The organism is Shewanella sp. HL-SH4 (assembly GCF_051164845.1).
GTDB lineage: Bacteria > Pseudomonadota > Gammaproteobacteria > Enterobacterales > Shewanellaceae > Shewanella > Shewanella glacialimarina.
In genome coordinates, this window is the sequence record NZ_CP195036.1 from 135,080 (window position 1) to 156,967 (window position 21,888).

At 37.9% G+C, this 21,888-nt stretch carries 19 protein-coding genes and 1 pseudogene; 4 read left to right on the top strand and 16 right to left on the bottom strand.

Annotation, left to right across the window (positions count from 1 at the left end):
* Positions 1-281 precede the first annotated feature (281 nt).
* The gene (locus tag ACRWQL_RS00645; RefSeq protein ID WP_432363828.1) at positions 282-920 is read left to right on the top strand and encodes a hypothetical protein; all 639 of its coding nucleotides are present in this window, start codon (positions 282-284) and stop codon (positions 918-920) included.
* Positions 921-1,248: 328 nt separating this feature from the next.
* Here ACRWQL_RS00645 and ACRWQL_RS00650 read toward each other — a convergent pair whose 3' ends face one another.
* The 9 genes from ACRWQL_RS00650 to ACRWQL_RS00690 all read right to left on the bottom strand — a co-directional run bounded on the left by ACRWQL_RS00650 (position 1,249) and on the right by ACRWQL_RS00690 (position 14,691).
* The gene (locus tag ACRWQL_RS00650) at positions 1,249-1,599 is read right to left on the bottom strand and encodes a hypothetical protein (protein ID WP_434949643.1); all 351 of its coding nucleotides are present in this window, start codon (positions 1,597-1,599) and stop codon (positions 1,249-1,251) included.
* A 256-nt stretch (positions 1,600-1,855) separates the two neighbouring features.
* On the bottom strand, positions 1,856-5,023 hold the full coding sequence (locus ACRWQL_RS00655) for a type III restriction-modification system endonuclease (RefSeq protein ID WP_434949645.1): 3,168 nt from the start codon (positions 5,021-5,023) through the stop codon (positions 1,856-1,858).
* 10 nt (positions 5,024-5,033) lie between these two features.
* Positions 5,034-7,019, bottom strand: coding sequence for a site-specific DNA-methyltransferase (locus ACRWQL_RS00660; protein ID WP_434949647.1), 1,986 nt, complete (start codon positions 7,017-7,019; stop codon positions 5,034-5,036).
* A 104-nt stretch (positions 7,020-7,123) separates the two neighbouring features.
* Positions 7,124-8,104, bottom strand: coding sequence for a DUF4391 domain-containing protein (locus ACRWQL_RS00665; RefSeq protein ID WP_434949649.1), 981 nt, complete (start codon positions 8,102-8,104; stop codon positions 7,124-7,126).
* Positions 8,104-11,448 (bottom strand): helicase-related protein, encoded by a 3,345-nt coding sequence (locus ACRWQL_RS00670; protein ID WP_434949651.1) that lies wholly within the window; start codon positions 11,446-11,448, stop codon positions 8,104-8,106. Before ACRWQL_RS00670 ends, ACRWQL_RS00665 begins: the two co-directional genes overlap by 1 nt.
* A gap of 5 nt (positions 11,449-11,453) precedes the next feature.
* A complete protein-coding gene (locus ACRWQL_RS00675; RefSeq protein WP_432363836.1) occupies positions 11,454-11,690 on the bottom strand; it encodes an HTH-like domain-containing protein in 237 nt (78 codons plus the stop codon).
* Between the two features lie 107 nt (positions 11,691-11,797).
* The gene (locus ACRWQL_RS00680) at positions 11,798-13,054 is read right to left on the bottom strand and encodes a Y-family DNA polymerase (RefSeq protein WP_434949653.1); all 1,257 of its coding nucleotides are present in this window, start codon (positions 13,052-13,054) and stop codon (positions 11,798-11,800) included.
* A complete protein-coding gene (locus ACRWQL_RS00685) occupies positions 13,055-13,462 on the bottom strand; it encodes a LexA family protein (protein ID WP_432364115.1) in 408 nt (135 codons plus the stop codon).
* A 323-nt stretch (positions 13,463-13,785) separates the two neighbouring features.
* Positions 13,786-14,691: a LysR substrate-binding domain-containing protein gene (locus ACRWQL_RS00690; RefSeq protein WP_434949655.1), complete on the bottom strand. Its 906-nt coding sequence runs from the start codon at positions 14,689-14,691 to the stop codon at positions 13,786-13,788.
* 136 nt (positions 14,692-14,827) lie between these two features.
* On the opposite strand from ACRWQL_RS00690, the pseudogene ACRWQL_RS00695 reads away from it, so the two are divergent.
* The 3 genes and pseudogenes from ACRWQL_RS00695 (at position 14,828) to ACRWQL_RS00705 (ending at position 16,973) form a co-directional block, all read left to right on the top strand.
* Positions 14,828-15,689: pseudogene (locus ACRWQL_RS00695) on the top strand (DMT family transporter).
* A gap of 151 nt (positions 15,690-15,840) precedes the next feature.
* A complete protein-coding gene (locus ACRWQL_RS00700) occupies positions 15,841-16,239 on the top strand; it encodes a GNAT family N-acetyltransferase (RefSeq protein WP_434949804.1) in 399 nt (132 codons plus the stop codon).
* Between the two features lie 401 nt (positions 16,240-16,640).
* Positions 16,641-16,973: a S24 family peptidase gene (locus ACRWQL_RS00705; protein ID WP_434949657.1), complete on the top strand. Its 333-nt coding sequence runs from the start codon at positions 16,641-16,643 to the stop codon at positions 16,971-16,973.
* An 82-nt stretch (positions 16,974-17,055) separates the two neighbouring features.
* Here ACRWQL_RS00705 and ACRWQL_RS00710 read toward each other — a convergent pair whose 3' ends face one another.
* From ACRWQL_RS00710 to ACRWQL_RS00740, 7 genes are all read right to left on the bottom strand, one after another.
* Positions 17,056-17,454: a thermonuclease family protein gene (locus ACRWQL_RS00710; RefSeq protein WP_432363598.1), complete on the bottom strand. Its 399-nt coding sequence runs from the start codon at positions 17,452-17,454 to the stop codon at positions 17,056-17,058.
* A gap of 11 nt (positions 17,455-17,465) precedes the next feature.
* Positions 17,466-17,927 carry a hypothetical protein gene (locus ACRWQL_RS00715; protein ID WP_434949659.1) on the bottom strand — a complete coding sequence of 154 codons (462 nt, stop codon included), beginning with the start codon at positions 17,925-17,927 and terminating at the stop codon, positions 17,466-17,468.
* A gap of 69 nt (positions 17,928-17,996) precedes the next feature.
* Complete coding sequence (locus ACRWQL_RS00720) at positions 17,997-18,488, bottom strand: hypothetical protein (RefSeq protein ID WP_432363602.1); 492 nt, start codon at positions 18,486-18,488, stop codon at positions 17,997-17,999.
* A complete protein-coding gene (locus ACRWQL_RS00725) occupies positions 18,469-18,969 on the bottom strand; it encodes a hypothetical protein (RefSeq protein WP_432363604.1) in 501 nt (166 codons plus the stop codon). The genes ACRWQL_RS00720 and ACRWQL_RS00725 overlap by 20 nt, the downstream gene beginning before the upstream one ends.
* A gap of 9 nt (positions 18,970-18,978) precedes the next feature.
* Positions 18,979-19,440: a metal-dependent hydrolase gene (locus ACRWQL_RS00730; RefSeq protein ID WP_432363606.1), complete on the bottom strand. Its 462-nt coding sequence runs from the start codon at positions 19,438-19,440 to the stop codon at positions 18,979-18,981.
* Positions 19,441-19,446: 6 nt separating this feature from the next.
* Positions 19,447-20,202 carry a hypothetical protein gene (locus tag ACRWQL_RS00735; protein WP_432363608.1) on the bottom strand — a complete coding sequence of 252 codons (756 nt, stop codon included), beginning with the start codon at positions 20,200-20,202 and terminating at the stop codon, positions 19,447-19,449.
* An 18-nt stretch (positions 20,203-20,220) separates the two neighbouring features.
* The gene (locus ACRWQL_RS00740; RefSeq protein WP_432363610.1) at positions 20,221-21,651 is read right to left on the bottom strand and encodes a hypothetical protein; all 1,431 of its coding nucleotides are present in this window, start codon (positions 21,649-21,651) and stop codon (positions 20,221-20,223) included.
* Positions 21,652-21,888: the final 237 nt, after the last annotated feature.

The following is a 21,888-nucleotide window of genomic DNA, read 5'->3' on the forward strand; positions in this document are numbered from 1 at the left end:
TCCCACTCATTATTTTATAGAGGTGAAAAATTATGGGTTAAAATAAGGTTACCTTATTCGCAACGCTAAAATAGCTATTTTTCGAACACCCTCCCATTAAGTCCAATTTAAGAAATGTTGGCGAAAATCAATATTCCTACCACTTTTTTACAACCTAAATTGCGCAAAATTAAACCATTAACAATCAAAAAAACGTCAAGAATAAGCGCCAGTTGTGCGTTACTGAAACCATGAGACACTAATTTAAATGGCTTAACTTACCCAATTAAATCGAGGTGTATATGTACCATCATTCAAATTATCAAAACCCTGTTTATCAGGAGCAGGAGCAATATCAGCCTTCACAACCAATGACAGATTATCAAGCTCAAGAGCAGTTATATCAAAATAACGTGGCGCACTTGCCTAATCACAATCGACCACAAGAGCCGCGCTATTCTGGCCAATTTGACCAGTTTTTTAGCCTCAAGTGTCACGGTACTAAAGCTGCTATCGAGCTTAAACCATCACTAACTCAAGGTGGTTGGCATACCGTTATGCTAGAAGGAGCGAGCGCCATTGGTGAAAGAAAATTCGATTGGCAAGGTAAAACGGCTGTTCAAATAACTAAAACCGAATTACTACCGGTTATTGCGGTGTTAATCGGTATTCGTGAATCTTTTGAAGGCAAGTCCCACGGAATCCAAAAAAATAAAGGATTTGCTATTAAGTGGCAGCAAAACCAACGGGACAATACGATGAATGTTTTTGTGTCGGTGTTCGAAGCAAACAAACCGATGAAAGGCGTTCCAATTTCGGCTTATGATGCACTAATGTTAGGTCATTTGGCGATAAGTCAGTACATCAATAACATGCCTCAAATTACGCCAGATGCGTTAATTGACTCGTTAAAATCGATACACCGACACGCGATCTCTTAAGCAATATAATACGGTATATAATCGCACAGCACGTTCATTTATGGATAGACGATGCAGCGGCTAAGGCTGTGCGCGAATGCATTAGAGTTTGATCACTTTGAAACTAATTTTTTGGACAGGAATCGATCAATTATTAGACTCTAAAACCTACAAATCACATCACAGTTAATAATGTTCTGGTCAACTCCAACCGGACACTTTTCCAAAAGAGATGTTAAGATTGAAGACTCTGTTAGTTACGTATAGCGGATTAGACCAACAGCATACTGAACTACTCGCCACTAAAGTCGGCTGTTCAAGTTATTTTCTAATCATAGTAACTTTATATTTAAAATTCAGAACCAGCTTTAATGCTGCGAATATATCTGGACTTCAAACTTATATTGCTATCGATTGTATCTCGATATAGTCGTATATCGTTAATATTAATATCTTTTTTAATTCTATAACCAGCAAGGTAAAGTTCTACTTTGACATAACAAATTTTCCTGATTGAAATTCTACCAACAGATGTCTCAGAATAATGCTTCCCATCTTGATTATAGACATCAAGTAATTTTGCTGATTCGATACAGCTATTTCGCATCATTTTCTCTTTTTCTGAAACACCACATGCTACTAAAAATATTAAACATATAGTAAGAATAAATTTCCTAGTAAACGCGATTATAAAACCCATTTTGTACTCCTTAAACCTCACATTTACCTACCTTCGGTATTACTTTAATTATAAATTGTGATATAAAATTACTGAGCGTAAATGTAACAGGCTAAACCTCGAGATATATCCATTTGAAACGCGATTTTGGACAAATATTAGTTAGAGTTAAAATTTAACTGTAATTGGCATATCGATTTTATCCGAATACTTATTCAAAAACATAAAAAGTACGAGATAGCCAGTTCCGGAGCTATCTCGTTAGAGGAGAAGTGAGTTATTCTTCTAGATATGTAGCAAAAGTATTAAAATTATCAGCCTTAACAAACTTAGCAGGGTTCTCTATGGCTCTACCGTTTTTGTCTTGTGATAACGCTTTAAAGTGCTCAATTCCACAATCAATTTTAGCTTGCTCTGAGGAGCGTAATTCATCAGAAAAAATACTTGATTTGGTTTCAACGACAAAATAGAGCTGTTCACCCATACCATCATCTTTGTCTATTAAAACAGCCCAATCAGGATTGTAACTTCCCAATGGTGTATCTATTTTAAACCAAGCAGGTAATTTTGCGTAAAGCTTAACATCCGTCGACTCTTCGAGTTTCTCAGCAAATTCAAACTCTGTCCCCGAATCACAAACGATGTAATCATAAACAGACTTTTTAGCTTCAACCATATCCTTAAGGTATCCGGTTAATTCTTCCTCTTGGAAGAGCTCTTGAGCATAAAAATCATCATCTCCAATTCGATGATATAAAATGCCATCAACAATAGCTAAACGCATCTGTTTACGAATGACTTCACTAGCTAACTCAATGAATTTTTGAGGGTTATTTTTAAACGCCTCTAATTTATCACCAATGCCAAGCAGTATGTCTACAACGGTTTTACGGGTAAGGTTAGTGTATGATTCAAGATAGGTGACAATATCAGGAAGTTTAAAGTTACGATTACGGTAATATTGAATTTTTGATTGTTCATCAAATGTTTCCAATTCAGCCTCTGTTATTGCGACTTTCACCTTTTTATATTCAAACTTGGCACTACCTACTGCGACAGACGATCTAATTTCTTTGATACACTTCTGTACAAGCTCACCAACACTGAAATTAACTCGATATGCAGTTTTATACTTGATACGTTCCCAAAGCGCTTTAAAATCATCGCCAAGCACAATTTGCTTACCATTATCTTCACGTAGTCTAGCTGTTTTCTTTTCTTCGTGTTTTTTGATACTCAACCCTTTAGCAACTTTACTTAGAGTCGCAAGAATTGCTTCAGAATGTTCTATAACGCTTTCAGGTAAACTCACAGTATTATCAGCTAAATCAGCTTTTAGGGAATCTTGAATTTTACCTTTTTTATCAATATAACCTTTAGCCGCTAAGTGTTGATAAATCTCTTCGGATTTTTTCGCCCCAAGAAACTGTTTAGTATCATGTTCACCATAGATCACAATATTAGCAAATTGATGCTTTTCTACTGCACCAAACTTAATGCCCTCTTCTTCTTCAATTTCTTTTTGAAGTGCTGCTACAAATTCCTCATAAGATTCATTCGCCATAACCGTTAGCGTATTCACTTCAAACCCATAAGGTACACGCTCACCAGACTGATCGACAGCTAAACGCAAACCTCGGCCAATCTCCTGACGTTTTTTCATCACGGAATTAGTTTCGTTAAGTGTACATATCTGAAATACGTTAGGATTATCCCATCCCTCTTTAAGGGCCGAGTGACTAAAAATGAAGCGTAACTTCTCATCCATTGAAAGTAACTTTTCTTTGTCTTTCATAATCAAGTTATAAGCAGATTCATCAGCAGCAGTTTTGCCACCTTCTCCCTTTGCTGAAAGCTTAGACTCTGCAAACAAAGGATTACCAGATGAATCTTTTTTCTTATCTTGTGCAAAGTAGCCATTATGAACAGAACTCGCTAATTCTTTGAGAGATTGCTCATTAACAATGAACTTGCCCCCGTTTTTCTCCCATACACTAGGATATAGGATCCTATACTTTGGCTTTCTAAGCTGTTGAGTAAACTCTTCTTCAAACCACTGTGCAAATTTACCTTGTACAGGCACACCGTCTACAGAGTAACCTCGATAGTTGGCGACTTTGTCAATAAAGAACAAGCTCAGAACCTTGATCCCTTTTTGGCTAATAACTTTGGAGTGGTCCATCACATCAACACCTTGAGTGATTTTTTTATAAAATCTCAATTCTTTTTCAAGATGCTCTTCAACCGTTTTTGATACTTGAAGTCGCTTGTAAGTATCTTGGTCAACGTCACCAATAGCTTGACCTAGTTCAATGATGTCATCGCGACTGGTAAAATCGATATACTCATTGCCTTCTTCACAATAAATGTCGTTAATCACATAGCCTTCGTAAATACTTCGTCCATTTGAAGCTTCAAATAAATCAGTACCACTTTTTACGGTTATTGTTTTACGGGCTTGCAATTTTCCCGTTTTAGTTTGAGCATCAATTTCAACTTTAGCAGTAATTGGCGACTTCTTGTTATCAACACCAATCAGCTTAATATAAGCTTGGTTATGATTGTCCTGAACCTCAATCGACGCTACTTCAATCTGTTTAACCAACTTACGCTCATATGCATCAATCGAATCAAGCTTGTAAAGCATATTTAAATTTTCAGTTAGCGTTGCTGAATAACGGAAAGTGCATAAAGGGTTCAAGCTCGCAATTGCTTGTTTGCGATTAGCGGTAGATGCTACTGATTGAGGTTCATCAATTAGCACTACTGGGTGTGTCGCTTGGATGAACTCAATTGGCTTCATACCGTTTAGACGATCGTCTGTACGGTGAATTAAGTTAGCAGTAGACTCTTTTTCAGGATCAACAAATGACTTACTGAAAGCATCAATGTTGATAACCATAATCTGAATATAGTCATTGGTAGCAAAGTTTCTGACTTGCTCACGTTTTGAAGAGTCATAGACAAAGTAATCATACTGCACGTTTTTATATTCTTTTCTGAAATGATCTTCAGTCATTTGCAGCGATTTATAAACACCTTCCTTGATCGCTACTGATGGAACAACGATGATGAACTTTGTTAAGCCATAGCGTTGATTCAACTCAAATGCACTACGCAAGTAAACATATGTCTTACCTGTACCGGTTTCCATCTCAATGGTAAAATCAAGACTCGGCAGTGCTTGCTTCGTTGTTTCAGTTTGAGGTAAACCGTTAACTAACTGAACATTTCGAGTATTTTCATACAACTCTTCTGGTAACAAGCTCAAGGCATTAGCAACACCGATACCATCATTCTTCTCAAACATATCCGCTTGAAAAGCATTTGATACAGAGAAGTTAGATTGAAATATTTCTTGCCCTTCAAACACACCTACAACGGCGCTAATTGCATCTTTTTGGTGAGTCAGATCAGGGTCAAACTTTATCTTCATTTCAGACATCATTTACCCCTTAAATGCTCTTAACATCATCAATACCTGCTTGCTTCAAAATCTGGATTGCATTGGCTTTTACATTACTATCAGCAAATCCAGCATCTTTGAATACAACTTGAGTCGTTTCAGGATCTAGTTCTTCTTTGAGCTTGGCTATACCTTCTACCACTTCAACTGTAATTTCATCATCTAAACAGACAATTAACGCTCCAGCACCAACAACAAAAACCTGCCTTTCATTCCCAAGAGAGTCAGTCACAGTTTCGGTATCAACAGGTGTAGTTAATTCATAACCATATTTTAGAAAGATTTCATAAAGTACGTCATTTCTTGAACGACCAGTTTTGATAGATTCTGTTGCTTGTTGAAGAACTAACTCAAGGTTTTCAAAGTTGGCATCCCAGGGACGGATATTGGTTTGATCAAGCCTAAACACCTTAAAGCCAATCTGGCTTTCATATAAGTTATCTTGATATATTTTATTAACTCTTTTGAGCCTTTCTTTGGTAATTTCAGTGATTACACGATTCTTTTTAATTGAATCACAGAAGCTAATAGCTTCTATATTATCTTTACTATTTGAATCTATAGGCTCAGGAAGTTGTATACAAATATATTTCAATTTCCTTTTCTTATCAGCATTCAGTTGTATTACAGCGTGAGATGTAGTACCTGAACCAGCAAAAAAATCGAGTACAATACATTCTTCTTCAGGTAAAGTTCCAACCTGAATACATCTAGAAATAGTTCCGATAGGCTTAGGTCTTGAGAAAACCTCTTTATTAAAACCAAGATCTATAAATTGCTCACTTCCTCGCTCACTATTTACGTCTTTATGCGTCCAAGATGAAGTAGGTTTAACAGGAGGTCTTCCTTCTAGGTAATCTTTTTCCATAATGCCCCATATTTTTTTATTAGGCATAAATTTTGGAAAAACATCATTCAACCGCTTAGTTGCAGTATCAAAACCCCAACGCCATCGACCGTCACTACCATCGTCTTTTTGTGGGTATATTTCAATTAATTTAGTATCACAAACTCTTTGTTTCGATACTGTAAGATTACTTTTTTCTTGATCAAAATAAAAATAATAGAACATATCAGGTCGATCTTCTCTTTTATCAGAATCTCCTGTTTTTCTTAAATCAATTTCTCGGTATGCTTTTCCTCTATCATCAACCTTACTATACCTTTTAGTTATATGCTCTTCCGCTTCAAATCCATATGTTTCTGCTTTAGTTACATTTTTTGCTACTACTAAAATATATTCATGAGCAGTTGCTATAAATTTATCATCAGAGCGACCTTTAGGATTATTAACATTTGCAATTAAACCTAAAATATTAATCTCACCAAATATGTCACTAACAACAGCATTTAAATTATGAATTTCATTATGATCGATAGATATAAATATAACACCATTATCTGTGAGTAAGTTACGAGCTAACTTTAGTCTTGGATAAATCATATTCAACCAATTAGAATGGTATCGACCTGACATATCTGAATTTGTACTTAATTTATTGCCTTTATTATCGACTTGACCAGTCTGCTCAAGATAATTCTGTATATTGTTATGGAAATTATCTTTATAAACAAAATCTTTACCTGTGTTGTAAGGTGGATCTATATAGATCATTTTTACTTTGTTGTGGTATGACTTTTGAAGTAACTTAAGCACTTCAAGGTTATCACCTTCAATGAATAAGTTTTCGGTGGTATCCCAGTTTACGCTTTCCTCGATACATGGCCTTAATGTACCTGTCGAAGGTGTTTGAGAGATTTGGCGAGCCTTAGTCTTACCATGCCAAGTAAAATTGTAACGTTCTTCTGAATCATCTACTGCTTCACCAAGTGCAGTTTTAAGAGCTTCGAAGTCTATTTTATTTTCTGAGAAAACGTCAGGAAAAAGCTGCTTTAGTTGCTCAATATTTTGCTGTGTGATATCTAAGCTTTTTGCTTCAGGGCTGCTGCCCGTGATTTTATCTATTCCACTCATTTTCATACTCACTATCTAAGCCAAATTTGTTTGTATCGAGTTGTATAAAATATTGAATAAACAACTACGTTCTATTTTATGTCATATCACTTCTTTGGCTCACTTTATGCCAATTGAGAAGTGATTGCTGAAATTGCTTGTTTTATCTTTCTTGCTTCTACATTGAGTTTCATTTTTGTATTCATTTGCGTCTCTTTCTTAATCTTGTTCCTGATGCTGCTTAACTCAGCTTCTAATCCTGCTAACTCACGGAGCAAAGCTGTTTTATCCTCATTGCTCTTTTCACGAAACGTTAAACATAAAGTTGATTCCAATAGTGAATCATGTTGTAGCGTATAGCCTTGTGATTCAGATTGTAGATTACCCTGTTCAATTGAAAGGTTCTTAGATGAGCCATCTATATTCATATAGCGACCTGAAATCTTACTTGTTTCCAGCCCTATGAGCATTGCTATGAAATCTTGATAAAGCTCAAAGTAATTGAGGTTTGACGCGTTTTTTAAAGAGAAATCATTAAGAAAGTCATTGTGTGCTTTTGTTAGGTTCGATGAGTTTAACCAATCACTATTATAGATATGCTCTATAACCAATTTGGTTTTATCGGCTTGACTAATACGCTTATCAGCTAGACTGATAGATAATTCATCAGCTAGCTCTAGCAGCAGAATTACTGGGTATGGAATTAAAGTATGTAAAAGTTTAGAAACTTTCTTTAAGGCATTAGATTTAAGTTTGCCTTTGTCCTTATTGCTTAGTTCTTGAGGCAACTTTAACATAACTCGTATCACCGCTACCTCTATGTATTCAACTGTACCAGTGACATAAACAGGGATATTAAGCGTTTCTGGCTTAAGTGTGTTTAGCCACTCGATAGATTGAATAACATCCGTCACTAATTTTTTATCATTAGGGCTTAACTCGTTCCCATTGTGACTAGATGAATCTAAGAGCATTTTCTTGGTGATTCGTGTGCCTAGAAACGTAGAATCAGGTAGTCCCAAGTGCTGATATACCTTGTCTGCTAATCTGTTTTGTTTGGCGTCATCGACTAGACGAAAATCAATATGCTCTATCATTTTTTCCATTACACAATGACTATATAACTAACGACTTCAAAATCATTCACGTTTTGAGTGCTAGATGCTGATAAGACAGTACCACCTCGACTAAACAGGCTTGTAGCACCAATTTCTTCACTTTTACCAGCAATGTTCTCTACCGCTTTTGCTAAAAGATTTTGATAATGATTCATTTTTTTACCATTTTGAGTGCGGTTAGCAAACTGGTGATAAGCATCAGCTGATTGTTCCATGTCGGTTAGCTCTGAACCCAACTTTTTACATAAATCGAGTATTTGTTTTGACTGGGTGAACGAAAGCAAAACGTCTCCGTCGTCAGCGATATAAGCAAGGTAGTAAGGAGCAAGAGAGTAGCTTTCCTCAACCTGAACTTTGCCTTTAATATCTTTTAGGCAGAAAATTACCCCTGATTGAATTTCATCACATACTTGTGAGAATTTACTCGTAAATTGACTTGAATTAGAAATAAGGACAGGAGAAAACAACCCCACTGGAGATTGCTCTAATAATGCTGAATTATCTTGCTCTTTGTTACTGAGAAAGCTTGAAAGGTCCATTCTAAAATCATTCAGCGTCAAATCGGTTATAGAGACACCGCCTGCAATTTCTTCAAGGTCTACCACAGCATTTTGAAGCTGTTCAAGTTGCTTCCTGCGATACTCTAAATCATTCATCCCTTTGTTTTTCTTCGAATCTTGTTCACTGTCAGTTTCAATCAAGTTCTCTTCACCAGTTGCTGAAATATCAAGTAGCACCATTCTTCCGCTCACCCTAGCTTCTAGATTGATATACTCGTCCAATTCCATATTGGGCCAAAAGTTAACCAGCTGAATGACATCATTTACTGAACCTAAACGGTCTATACGTCCAAAGCGTTGAATAATACGAACGGGATTCCAGTGAATGTCATAGTTTATGAGATAGTCACAGTCTTGCAGGTTCTGACCTTCTGAAATACAGTCTGTTGCGATTAAAATATCTACTTCTTCTTTGTATTCAGGGTAAACCTTCTCTCGTTCTTTGGATTTGGGTGAGAAGTGGGTAAGCAAACTATTTAAGTCTGATGTAAACCTTTTACCTACTTTTCCATTTTGGCTAGGAGTACGCAGCGTTGTCTCAGTTCGTTGCCCTGTTATAACAGCTGAGTGAAGGCCAAGTTCTTTTTCAGCCCATGGTGCAATGTTTTTGTATAAATATTCAGCGGTATCGGCAAAAGCCGTAAAAATGATAACTTTTTTGTTATTGCCATTAATCGGTTTTCTGGATTTTTCACTATAAGCTTGCTTTAACATTGATAATTTTGCATCACGTTCAGCATCAATGCTTTTTGATTCTTTAACAATTTCTTGAAGAAATACTCTGTCAGCTTCTAGATCCTGTGAAAATCTGATTAAGTCCATATCTTGAATACGAACTTTGGTTTTATTCCCTATAAGATATGGAGCAAGTTCAGGTGAGTTAAACTCAAGATCATCTATCTCTTCTATTGGTGGGGCCACGAATTCATAAGTAAGGTCGTCTGTTAAGCTGGGTTTTATGTTTGCATTGAAATTATGGATCTTTGTTAGTAATGCATCGACCTGAGTCAATATTTTTTCTGATGTTAGAGTAAAAGAATGGATTGAACTTTCCATGCGCTTAAGCATGTTAATACGGATCAAATGAATCAAGCTTTCTTCACGGTCAACCTGTTTAAATACGCTCTTACCCCCCTTTACTTCTTGGTCATATCGTCTTGCATATTCGGCTTTTTTATCCATTCTCACGTATTTCATTGGTGAGTAGAACGCAAGTGACAGTCTACGGATAGTCTTATTTACTTCTTCCAAAGGGGGAAATTGATCTTTAAGGTCAATAGATGCCTTCAAGTTTACAGGTAGGAGGCGTGTAGGAAACTTACCTATATCGGCAGTGCCGTAATATTTTTCGATATGCTTCCGTGAACGTGCAATAGTATAAATATCGAGCAACTTGAAATAATCAAAGTTCATCGAATCAAGCAATTCTTTAGATGTCCTCACGTAAGGATCTTGTTCAGCCCATTTAGTAAAGCGAGCTTGGGCTTGCTTTAATGTACTTTCAATACTGTTAATACCATGTTCCGACAACGCTTGATCATTCGCTTCCGTAATAAACGCTACTTGATTTTTCATATCATTTAAGCGGTTATTTACAGGCGTAGCAGAAAGCATCAGGACTTTGGTTTTTACACCGGCTTGAATGATGTCTTCCAGAAGTCGTTGGTAGCGATTTCGCCCATCTTTCTTAGGGTTATTATTGCGGAAATTATGTGATTCATCGATTACAACGAGATCGTAGTTACCCCAATTAATTGTTTCAAGGTTAATATCGCCTGAATAACCAGCTGTACGGCTCATATCGGTATGGTTAAGTACATCGTAATTAAAGCGATCACTCGCGAGTAAATTACGTTTGTCGTTTTGCGTATAAATAAGCCAGTTATCACGCAGCTTTTTAGGACAAAGAACAAGCACCTTATCATTGCGAAGCTCGTAGTATTTTATTACTGCAAGAGCTTCAAATGTCTTACCTAAACCAACGCTATCAGCAATGATACAACCATTAAAGTGTTCTAGTTTATTAATTGCCCCTAACACACCATCCTTCTGAAATTTATACAATTTATTCCAAACTAATGTATCTTTAAATCCTGTTTTTACTTTTAAAATCTTGTCTTCTTGAAGATCACCGACAAAATCTTTAAAAATATTATATAAGATAATGAAATAGATAAATTGTGGTGTTTGATCACAGGTAAACTTTGCAAGTTCAGCTTGAAAAAGTTCGGTGGCATCTTTGACTTGTGCTTTACTCCCCCAAACTCGGTTAAAGAAGCCTAAAAGTTCTTGTGCTTGTTCTGCTTTTGCAAGGCTTATCATATCAAAGCCTGAAGATACCGTTAGCCCCAGACCTTGCCCATTAAATTGAGCACCATTAATTGCAATTGAGTTTGATTGAGAATTGACATGGGTGATATGTTGCTGAACAGCGCCTGCTTGTTGAACCAAGCGAACCGATGCTTTCTCTTTCAACCAATCAGCAAACTCTTGCGCTATCGCTTTTTGGTTCAATTGATTACGAAACTTGTTTTCTAGAGTCGTACCATTAAGAGCACCAAAAGGCGATTCACGGTCAAAGGAATCAAATGAGTCGAAACCTTTTGCTTGAGAAAATAGTAGTCTAATTGATTCTAATTTGTTCAACGACTCTTTCAAGTGATCGAAAGCGTAGATAGAAAAAAGCCCCGTCATAACGGAGAGCTTATCGTTGGTTTTAATCGTTTTTGAAAGTGTATCAGCTACTTTATTAGTAACGTTGTCAATTAACATACTGTTTAAACCTTCCTTGTATCTAAACCAGCAGCTTTGAGCCTTGTTGTAAGATTTCTCATCTTACTAAACTCAGTGGCGTAACTAGGCCTCAATCCGACTTCCTCACAAAATTCTCTAGCCGTAATATTTCCTAATTCATCAGCATATTTGATGGACTGAAGATGTAATTCGGCCATGTACTTATTGCGAGGGGCAGAGGCAAGTGCTTGCTTAATTTCTTCTATAATTTCTTTGTTCACAACGTATCCACACTAGGCAAAACAGCTTCTAGCTATTTTAGCTATTTTTGCAAAAATAGCTAATCGTAGTGATTAGGTTCTTAAACCAACAATGGGGCATAACCACGTTAGCACTTAATGTGTGGCACACTTAGCCATTTAGTTGTGTATTGCGGTGTCAGTAAATCCCTTCTCATTGCCCATTTATGCTCTATACCTTGTGCAGCGAGAAACACTGTATCACTGCCATAACGTTGATTGATGTGATCTAACGTAAGCATTAATGCTGGCTTAGCTGTCGGGGGATTAAACAAATCAAGTTGGCTGCTCTGTTCGCTAGCTAAATCGATTAGACCAATTCCTATCTTGTAGTAACGAACACCATCACGAAATAGCTTGGGCGCAGCTTCACTGATAGCTTTGGTTAGCTCGACGGTGCAGTTAGTAGGGCAAGGGAAATGCACTATAGCTTTGTAACTAACAGGACGTTCATCAAAGGGTGAGTTGCTAGCAAAAAGTAGCATGGTCTTGCAGCTTGAGCCTTGCTTACGCGCTTTACTAGCTGCAATACCGACATGCTTGCTCAAAGCTTGTAATAATGAGTCAAAGTCGGCGATCCGCTCCCCTACACTCCGCGTTGAGAAAATTTGCTTTTTATCAGCCCTTGCCTCATCCCACACTTTACACACTTGTCCGTTTAGTTCACGAACTGTGCGCTCGACTTCAATACTGAGTTGTTTTCGGGCTAGCCCAGGTGGCATACACGCTAGTTGATAAGCAGTATGGATATTCATTAATGCTAGCTTCTTACTAATCCTTTGCCCAATACCCCATACGTCCCCAACAACAAGTTGCTTTAGGATAGCGACACGTTCTTGGTCGGTATTAATCACACAAACGCCATGATAGCCCTTAACCTTTTTAGCAGCATGGTTCGCAATTTTAGCTAATGTCAGTGTTTCACCGATCCCAACACAAACAGCTAAACGCGTCTCTTTCCACACTGCACGGCGAATTAACTGGCCTTGAGTAAGGAGGCATTTGATAGCGGGATAGCAGTTCTTAAAGGAGAGGAAGCTTTCATCAATGGAGTAGACATGTTGCTCAGGGGCAAAGCGGCCAATGATGTCCATCATCTTGCTTGATAAATCAGCATAAAGTTCATAGTTCGATGAACAGACAATAACACCACGTTTGGCGCATAAGGCTTTAACTTGAAAGTAAGGTAGAAACTTCCCAATTCCAGCTTCTTTAGCTTGACGATTAGCAGCAACAATCATCCCATCGTTGTTACTTAACACAATAACAGGCTTACCACGCCAATCAGGACGGAAGACCTGTTCTGCACTACAATAAAAGCTATTGGCATCAACAAGGGCAAACATCTAATGCTCACACAATAATGGACTTTGACGGTGGCAACGAATAGAGCGAGTCACTACACCTTCGATACTAAACTCATCATGTTCATGAATGGTTACTGGCTGGAACTGATGATTTGAAGACAGCAATAGACGGCGTTGAGAATCAAGGATCTTGCAAACAAATTCACCATTAAAATTGGCAACTATAACATCTCCATTTCGGGCTGTTTCATGGCGATCGACAATGAGCACATCACCATCAAAGATACCAACGTCTTGCATTGAATCGCCTTGAGCGAGTCCTATGAAGGTTGCGCTAGGATGCTCGATTAGGAGATCATCTAAACTCAGACTTAACTGACTGTACTCTGCAGCTGGACTTTCAAAGCCTATTATTCCTGCATGGGCAGGTATGGGGATCACACGCATAAACAACACCACTGTATTTACATACAGTAATTTTAATGATGAACTAAAAAGAAGCAAGCATAACTTGGATATAAAATCCGAGCTGAAATGATAAAAAATCAGGTTGATGACAAATGTAGGTCTTTTATAGTCTTTCTAAGCAACTCGTTTTTGGACAAAAGCAAGTTACGAAGTTCCGACAACGCTAAATTTTCAGATAGATTTTTCTATGTGAAAAATATCTGTTTACTACACATCTATGGCCAATTTTACTAAGCCACTACAACCTGTTACTCCATTAACTTGTTGAAAGTCTTATTAGGCGGGATATGACAACATGACAATTATCGTATATTAAGTGTATAACATTGCTGTTCCAACCAACGACCAAACGCTGTTATATCAGCCCTGTTAGAATTTAACTCACTATAGACAAAGTAAAAGTTATCACCAGTTTTCAATTCATGCATAGGAATTCTGACAAAATTCTGTTTATGAGATTGATCTACCGTCATATAGTTATTAATAAGCGTAATACCTAAATTGTAACGTGCCGCTTCTGCCGCGAGTAGCACATGGCTAAATTGATTAACTTTTAGATCACTAGGTAGCTCAAACCCACCGGCTTTACACCATCGTAACCAATCATCGGCGATGTTTTGATTTGTGTCAGAATATCGCACAGACAATATCGGATGTTGCCACAATGCCTCAGGGAGTGGCTTATCTCTTATTTTTTCCCAAAGCTTTTGACCGCAAACAGGAAATAACTTTTCAGTAAATAACAATTTACTTACAAAGTGACGTTTTGGTGGATTTACGGTAATAAAACAATCTGCGAATTGGTCATTAAAATCCGGCTGATCTGTGACCATATCTAACGTTATTTCTATCTCTGGATACTGTTTACGGAAATCTTCTAATCGAGGGATTAACCAATTGACGGCTACTGAACTATAAAGTGCTAAACGAATATACCCAGGTTTACCGTGTCGAATAATCTGACTGGCATTAGACAGAATAGCTAGTGATTGACTGACTTCTGTGAAGTAACGCTCTCCAACTTCTGTTAATGAAAATGTCCGGCCTTGCCTGTAAAACATAGCTTCACCAAGATACTCCTCAAGCATTCGTACTTGATGACTCACCGCACTTTGAGTCACATTAAGACTTTCTGCTGCTTTTGAAAAACTATTAAGCCTGGCAACTGACTCAAAACATTGTACAGCGCGCAATGGTGGCAACTTCATTATTACCTCAGCTAATACTAAGCAATTTTATATCATTATACGTCATAGAATTATATGAATATACTCCCTACTTAAGCACCTGATTTGCGTAATGGTATTTAATTTTTTACATTTTTAGAATAAGTCGAGGGAAAAAATGCCGAAGATGAGTGTTGGATTTGCAATGGTTTTATTGATTTTAGGAAATATTGTCGCCGTCATTTCGGATGCTTTAATAAAAAAGCCTGCCGACTGGGGCTGCAGTGTATCAATTTGTTCTATTTAGACAATTAACAGCAGTATTGATGCTTTTGCCATTTTGCTTATTCAATACAAAAATCAAATTATTTAGTCATTTAAAATGGCACTTTGTACGTGGCCATGTTTGGTTATTTGGTGCCATATTCATGGTATTGTCTCTTCAAGCTCTACCTCTGGCAACTGTTAATGCTATTTTTTATACTGCCCCATTACTTATGTTACCGTTGGGTTTTTTATTTTATAAAGACACGTTAACCACCCCAACTATAACCGTATCGATTGTGGGTTTTGTCGGTATTCTCGTCGTTGTACAACCGACACAAATTAGTTTGGCGGCTGTATCTGCACTTATAGTCGCGGTAACAATGGCTACAAATAATCTCTTGGTTCGTAAACTTCCTCAGCACCACACTGTCGCTCAGACTTTATTCTTGACCAATCTAATGGGAATACCTTTTGCCTTTAGTTTAGCAATTTGGGAACACCAACCTTTGGATTGGTACCCGCTATTCACAGCGGCAAGCTCAAATTTATTCATTTTGATTTATGCAGGTATATGCGTCTTGGTATACCGAACAGTTGAAGCACATAAAATTTCTAGCGCTGAATATACTGGCTTATTAGGTGCCGTAATAGTGGGCATCATGTGGTTTGATGAAGTTCCTGATTTGAGTTTTGTGATAGGTTCAGCGTTAATCATCTTACCTTTAGTTTGGTTAGCGACACTTGAATCTGTTAAGTATAAGAAGGAGGTTTGAATAAAGTAATCAAATTATTTCAAATTAAACGTCAAAACAGGCCTTAAAAACACATCAGATTGATGTGTAATGTTAACAATAAGTGAAGATAATTATGACTGATACTAAATTAGTGTTTAAAGATTACTGTGATTTATGTTTTTAAGAGTGCATTGCATTATTTGATAAAAATTGTCCCGAATTTTTCGCAAATAATGAAAGACAGGATTATGTTGAGTTCCTCGAAAAGCAGGGAAAAACTTATAAAGTTGGACAAATTGAAAGTGAAATCGTGGCCGTTTTTGGCTTGAATATCGACGAAAAAAATAACAGAGCAAATATTACATGGATCATGACTTGTCCATCAGTGCATGGGAAAGGTCTTGGTTCTCAAATGGTATCTTATGCAAAAAAAATCGCAGTTGATAATAATGTTACCCACATCGACATCGCTGCCAGTCATCTTTCGGCTGCATTTTTTGAAAAATTTGGTGCAAAAAAGACGACTGAAATTAAAGATGGCTGGGGACCTAATATGCACAGAGTTGATATGGTGCTATCACTGCTCTAATGTCTAGTTATAAGATGACAGATGTATGATAGCAATATTGGTCAAACGATAAAGACTCGGTAAACAACAATGCCGAGTGTATTAAGCCCATTGATGTCTTTGCTGTATTTATCGGTGAAGCAGAGAGATAACGACTCAGGCTATTCTATGAAGGTGATATTATATTTTTGAGGGTAAATGCAATCGGTTAAACCGTGAAATATATCCATTTCAAACACACTTTGGGGCAGAAGTGTGCTAGCCCTTAACCCGCTTATTCACCAAAAGAGCTGAAAACATTAAGCTATATTACATTCAACATAAAAACTTGATAGTTAAAATTAGATTAATACTAGCTGAACATTTTGACGTCCAACTGCACTCGCCTCAACATACTGTACAAACATACAGCCAAGAATTTAATGCAAATATTCAATCAAAAAATATCATGTGGGGTCAACGGTTTCGAAAGTCCCGCTCAAGAATACCTACAAAATGCTCTAAGTTTAGATGATTTGTTAATAGACAGCCCTAGCGCTACGCTTATTGGCCAAGTTGACACTGATTACCTAAATTGTGTTGGCATATACAAAGGCGATTTGTTGATAATCAACAGGGCCCTGACACCGCGAGATAAAGATATCATCGTTGCAGAAGAGGATGGCGAATGGGTATGCGGTATTCTGGATGCTAAAATGCAATGCCTATCGACGTTGCAATGTAATCAAGGTAGCCATATGGAGGAAAAGCATTAATGATCATTGGAGTAGTATCGAGCTCTATCCGTTGCCACAGAGAAAGCCCTAACATTTCACGTTGAAAAGTGATCGAAAACCGTTAATCACACCACGTCAGACGTTTGCCTATCCACTTGCGGCCATAGCCACCAGCAACTATATCTTCAGCAATATCTCGCCCATCAACTAACACAACAGCTAGCACTCGATTATATTTATCGCGTCCAGGATTTAAAAGTTGAATTGAATTTGCTTCGGTTAGTCGCCGTTTTAGATAATCCCTTGCTCTATAAGCAGCTTTGACTTCAGCTTCACATGCACCTTTGATTTCAGGCGTATCAACACCTTTTAAGCGAATTGGCTCTTGTTTAGATTCACTGGTATAGCCTCTAAACGTGTCGCCATCGTAGACACTGTGGACTCGCTTTATATCAAGGGTTTCAGAGCAAACAGAAGCGCTCAATAGTAGAAAGATAAAACAAAGTAAATTCTTTGACATAGCGAACCTCTTTAATTAACCGTAACCAATACCAGTCTTCCACTTAACTTAGCGTGACTCTTAAACATAAATTGCATCCCTTCATAACTCACGCTGCTGCTATCCAAGGCATTTAGCGATTTGTTTGCACCATTTTCATTTAAACACGTGAACACTTTTTCCTTCAGCCAACAAACAATGCCTTGGCCATCGTTGTCGTTAAGGTATTTGTGCATGTAGCGAGTACTCAACCTATCTATTGCATGGTGAGAAATGTCGATTTCGTAGGGTAGATCAGCCCCAACAAATTCGCGCCTTGCAAGCTCGATTTCAGCCAACCGCTGCTGAATGCTGATGCCTTTATTTTTCAGTCGCAACAATGAATTAATTGGCAAACGTGTATAACGCTCGCCATCGAATTCTGGGAAAGAGCACAAAACATTGTGTGAACTTAAGTCCCCGGCACTTATTTGGTTATCGTAAAGTAATGTCATTTGAATCATCTCCTTGTGAGTAAGCCACTATCATCGCCTAACTCTGAAAACACGCTACCGCCTTAATTACTAAACTTCAGAGGGCATATTCGCACTAACGATACTGTCATAATGCTGTTTAAATTGAGGGGAAAATCTGAAATAGTATTCACCGCTTGAGCTTTTCAACAGCTCAGTTCCATCTGATGTTTTTGCATACATATATTCCACTAGATCATTGGTGTTCATAACGACTTTAAAATCAAACTGAAAATCACCGAATCCTTGGCAAGCTCCTGGCATATCAATGACGGGTACAATATCCATGTTATTAATTTTTTTGCTTTGGCCGTCTTCAACTAACAAAAAGTCTTTGGTGATATCCAGACCGCGTATAGCGCCAGCTTTACCATCACAAATGCCATCTACATGCACCCATTCACCAACTAACGTAAGTTGCCTTTCTATCTTGATTTCAGCTTGATGAGTCTCGTTAACATAAAGCCAACTACCTGCCAATAGCACGCCAGCTGCGAATGAGGCACCAATTATCCATTTCTTATTACGCGTCGCTACGGCCATTGTTTGTCACCTCGAAAAATAATTTGTTGTACGAATCGATAAACGTTTTCACAACGTAAAAGATATTTTTGCAGGTCACACCACCCGATAAATGAACATCTAAACGGTAGATAGATGATGCTGTATTTTCAGCGTTGTATAAGCGACCAATTTTAGTGTTTTGATTAAACAGTGCGATAAAATCCTTATCAAACTGGCTAGGAACTGTTGCAATAATGCCAAAATACTCAGCTGAATTTTGTGCATCCCATTTTGCATTCGAAAAAAATATGGCGTTTGCATAACCAATATCACAAGTAAAAATATTAGAATCCAAATCCACATCGATTGAACCAGCTGAAAATGAAAAATCCATTAATAGCTTTGCTAACTCTTTGGTTGTAAGGCTCGTTATTACCTCACTGCGCACCTTTGCTGGAATGGATAACTGCATATCCCTCGCCTCGATAACCTCATTGAGAAAATCATAATGCTCATTCATGAAACGTCCTTAAAAAATTAAACTGCAGATGAATAACCCATACGCTATGAGATATTCAAAAGGTCCACCTGTAGTGACAGGTATTGGACTCTTAAACCGAAATGACAACGGCCAAAAAAACGGGATACCGCTGTCTGTGAAAATATCGCCTAACAAATGTGATAAATAACCTATAGAAAGGCACAACACAAGGGCGCTTGCCGTACTGTTATCGAAATTGACCAACCAAATAGTCAATAATATCGGCCAAATTGAATGCGTTATCTTTCTGTGACCGAAGATAGCTGATAACGGAATAGAGATAAACAGAACACGTTTACCAATAGTCGAACTTGGATGATCTAAATCTGGGAGTAATGAGCCGAATAGAATGCTCATTACCACCAGCCACAAAGGTAACGGTATGTCGATATAACCAATTGTGACTACGGTTACCGCCGCAGTCACAATTAGATGGTTACGGAATAACATAAATTACTAACCCTGGTTCGTCACCGCATTAATAATCTGATTTAACGGATTTGTTGGCTCTACACTTGCTTGAGTATTCGTAACGGGTTCAGTAACTGACTCTGCGCCAATAACTCGGTTTTGTGCATCCAGCAGTTCTAGTTTACGCTCGTGGTCGCGATCTAACTCTTTATCTTTCCGTGAGCGTTTTGCTTCTAAACGACGCTCTAAATCGTCAAATGCTGCTAACTCTTTAGCATCCTGTGCTTCAGCCTTAGTACGCTGCAACACCTTATTAAACTCATCATATGGCAATTTTAGTAAGGTATATGCCTGATATGAACCATCAAAATTGATTTTAATTTGCTGGTCTAACATCTCATAGCCAACTACCGGGACCGAATCAACCAACTTATCAATTAAAAACTGACTGGTTTGAATTAACTCGCCTGAAGCTCCTTCACGTTCATAAATACGCTCTGAACCCGACAGCTCTTGTTTGTAGTTTTTCGCTAACTCAAATTCAGCCTGTAACTTTGATTTTTTCACCGCATGATGCATGTCTTTTGAAGATGCCGCGCCTACACCCACGATACCAAACGTGTCATTCTTCGGCGGTGACAAGTACCATTTTGGCACATTCGCTAATTGCTCTTTTGCCTGATCAACAGCTAATTCATTTGCCTTTACTTGCCTATCGTTAAATTCTTCAACCGGATCACTTGCGCAACCAACCAAACCAACAACACTTACTAAACCCACTACACCTAATAATTTGTTCATGATGAACTCCTACTTTGTTTAATAAAAAATAACTGCACGATTTTGATACCGTAAAACGTTGCCTTTCATGTCTAGCCATCGACTGTTTTTTACATCATATTGTTCTTCCCGAATGCTGGTTTTTATCTGAATATCTTTGTTAAACCAACTACGCGGCTGAAACACTGAAAACGTAAAGTTAGACATTATTGGGCTCGTAATATTGAGGTGAAATGTTTCCCTACCCACCTCAATTTTTAACCAGAATGCTCTATTAGATAGTTCTTTTAGCGCTGCGTTATAATCTTGGATATTCGACACTTGTCCTTGATTTCTCTTGCCACTGTCTCTTTTTGACGGTGCGATTAAAGGAAGTAAATTATCGGGTTCATCCGCATAAAATCCTGCGTAGTGAACCGTCTTTCCTGTATTCCAACGGTACGAAGCACCGCATTCAACTTTTGCATCGCCATCCGGCCCGTTTAAATACTTTCCATAATTTGAAATGGGCAAAAATTCATATATCGAACGTCCACACCACTTAGGTTCTAACACATCCTCTACATGCCAAGATGTTTTGACCAAGCCATTTTCATAGAGCTGCAGATCAGGTGAAACCACTTCCCCCTTCGTATCCAGAAATCGGCTACACCCGAGAAAAAAATGATTACAATCCTCAACGACATAGCCTTTATCAAATGAAGGCATATACCAATTACTAGAATGCGTAGCGCCACGCGAGATATACACATTAATTTCTGCTTTGACGACATCGTGAGCCAAAACCTCTGCCCTACCTACAGCTGTTTCAACTCGGGCATTGCGAATAAATGGAAAAACAAAGTGCTCGTAAAGCTTAATAATTCTGTCTTTGATGCTCTGCGTCTCATTAATCGCAACTTGCACATACCCTGAGCTAACGACGGTTAACGTGCGTGTCATCGCTGTTTGATACTGAGAGATTAACGACGAATCTTGCTCAGTGATCGCCTGACCATTTTTGATTTTTAGCAATACACCCTGGATTGATTGACGCTCTTTTGTTAGTTCATCAATCTGTGATTTCATCAAATTGACCTGTCTTTCGCCCTTTAGCTTTGCAACCATGGCTGTGACATCAACGGTGACATCACCTTTTGCATCAATAAAGACAACACTTCCTTGTGGACGTAGGGAATGCTTTACGTTGTCAACGAATATATTTGCGCCTTGTGCAACCAAACCGGTTTCAATGATTTTGTCTGTCTCACTGTCATAATTTGTATTGAAGCTGACAAATTTTGGCGTCTTAGCCGCCGCATTGATCATCATGATCTCTTTTGCTCGATTAAGCGCAGTGGTCATCGTTTCATATTCTGACATCTGCACTGTTACCGATTCATTGTTGAAGGTGAACACTGACTTATCGACATTAGCGACTGCACCAAAACTCATAGCCATTGTGATTGCTATTATTAATTTTGTTTTCATACCCCCCCCTTTCACATACTGAAACTGGTATATCAGTTATTTAGTTAACGTTGTTGAATTAGCGTGTCTAATTTAGAGATCTAAAATCGGAATCATCACATCCCCGTCATTTCGTACCAGATGACTCTATTAAACCACCCGACCAAAAACGCGCAACTGCACACTAAGTCATTGTATTTATTAAAACCAAAGCGGAGTAGCCGAATTTGGAATGTAGGAGATACTAACTACATCAAT

Coding starts and splice junctions, on each gene's coding strand:
- ACRWQL_RS00645 (WP_432363828.1), top strand. CDS start 282: ATGTACCATCATTCAAATTATCAAAACCCTGTTTATCAGGAGCAGGAG.
- ACRWQL_RS00650 (WP_434949643.1), bottom strand. CDS start 1,599: ATGGGTTTTATAATCGCGTTTACTAGGAAATTTATTCTTACTATATGT.
- ACRWQL_RS00655 (WP_434949645.1), bottom strand. CDS start 5,023: ATGTCTGAAATGAAGATAAAGTTTGACCCTGATCTGACTCACCAAAAA.
- ACRWQL_RS00660 (WP_434949647.1), bottom strand. CDS start 7,019: ATGAGTGGAATAGATAAAATCACGGGCAGCAGCCCTGAAGCAAAAAGC.
- ACRWQL_RS00665 (WP_434949649.1), bottom strand. CDS start 8,104: ATGGAAAAAATGATAGAGCATATTGATTTTCGTCTAGTCGATGACGCC.
- ACRWQL_RS00670 (WP_434949651.1), bottom strand. CDS start 11,448: ATGTTAATTGACAACGTTACTAATAAAGTAGCTGATACACTTTCAAAA.
- ACRWQL_RS00680 (WP_434949653.1), bottom strand. CDS start 13,054: ATGTTTGCCCTTGTTGATGCCAATAGCTTTTATTGTAGTGCAGAACAG.
- ACRWQL_RS00685 (WP_432364115.1), bottom strand. CDS start 13,462: ATGCGTGTGATCCCCATACCTGCCCATGCAGGAATAATAGGCTTTGAA.
- ACRWQL_RS00690 (WP_434949655.1), bottom strand. CDS start 14,691: ATGAAGTTGCCACCATTGCGCGCTGTACAATGTTTTGAGTCAGTTGCC.
- ACRWQL_RS00705 (WP_434949657.1), top strand. CDS start 16,641: ATGCAAATATTCAATCAAAAAATATCATGTGGGGTCAACGGTTTCGAA.
- ACRWQL_RS00710 (WP_432363598.1), bottom strand. CDS start 17,454: ATGTCAAAGAATTTACTTTGTTTTATCTTTCTACTATTGAGCGCTTCT.
- ACRWQL_RS00715 (WP_434949659.1), bottom strand. CDS start 17,927: ATGACATTACTTTACGATAACCAAATAAGTGCCGGGGACTTAAGTTCA.
- ACRWQL_RS00720 (WP_432363602.1), bottom strand. CDS start 18,488: ATGGCCGTAGCGACGCGTAATAAGAAATGGATAATTGGTGCCTCATTC.
- ACRWQL_RS00725 (WP_432363604.1), bottom strand. CDS start 18,969: ATGAATGAGCATTATGATTTTCTCAATGAGGTTATCGAGGCGAGGGAT.
- ACRWQL_RS00730 (WP_432363606.1), bottom strand. CDS start 19,440: ATGTTATTCCGTAACCATCTAATTGTGACTGCGGCGGTAACCGTAGTC.
- ACRWQL_RS00735 (WP_432363608.1), bottom strand. CDS start 20,202: ATGAACAAATTATTAGGTGTAGTGGGTTTAGTAAGTGTTGTTGGTTTG.
- ACRWQL_RS00740 (WP_432363610.1), bottom strand. CDS start 21,651: ATGAAAACAAAATTAATAATAGCAATCACAATGGCTATGAGTTTTGGT.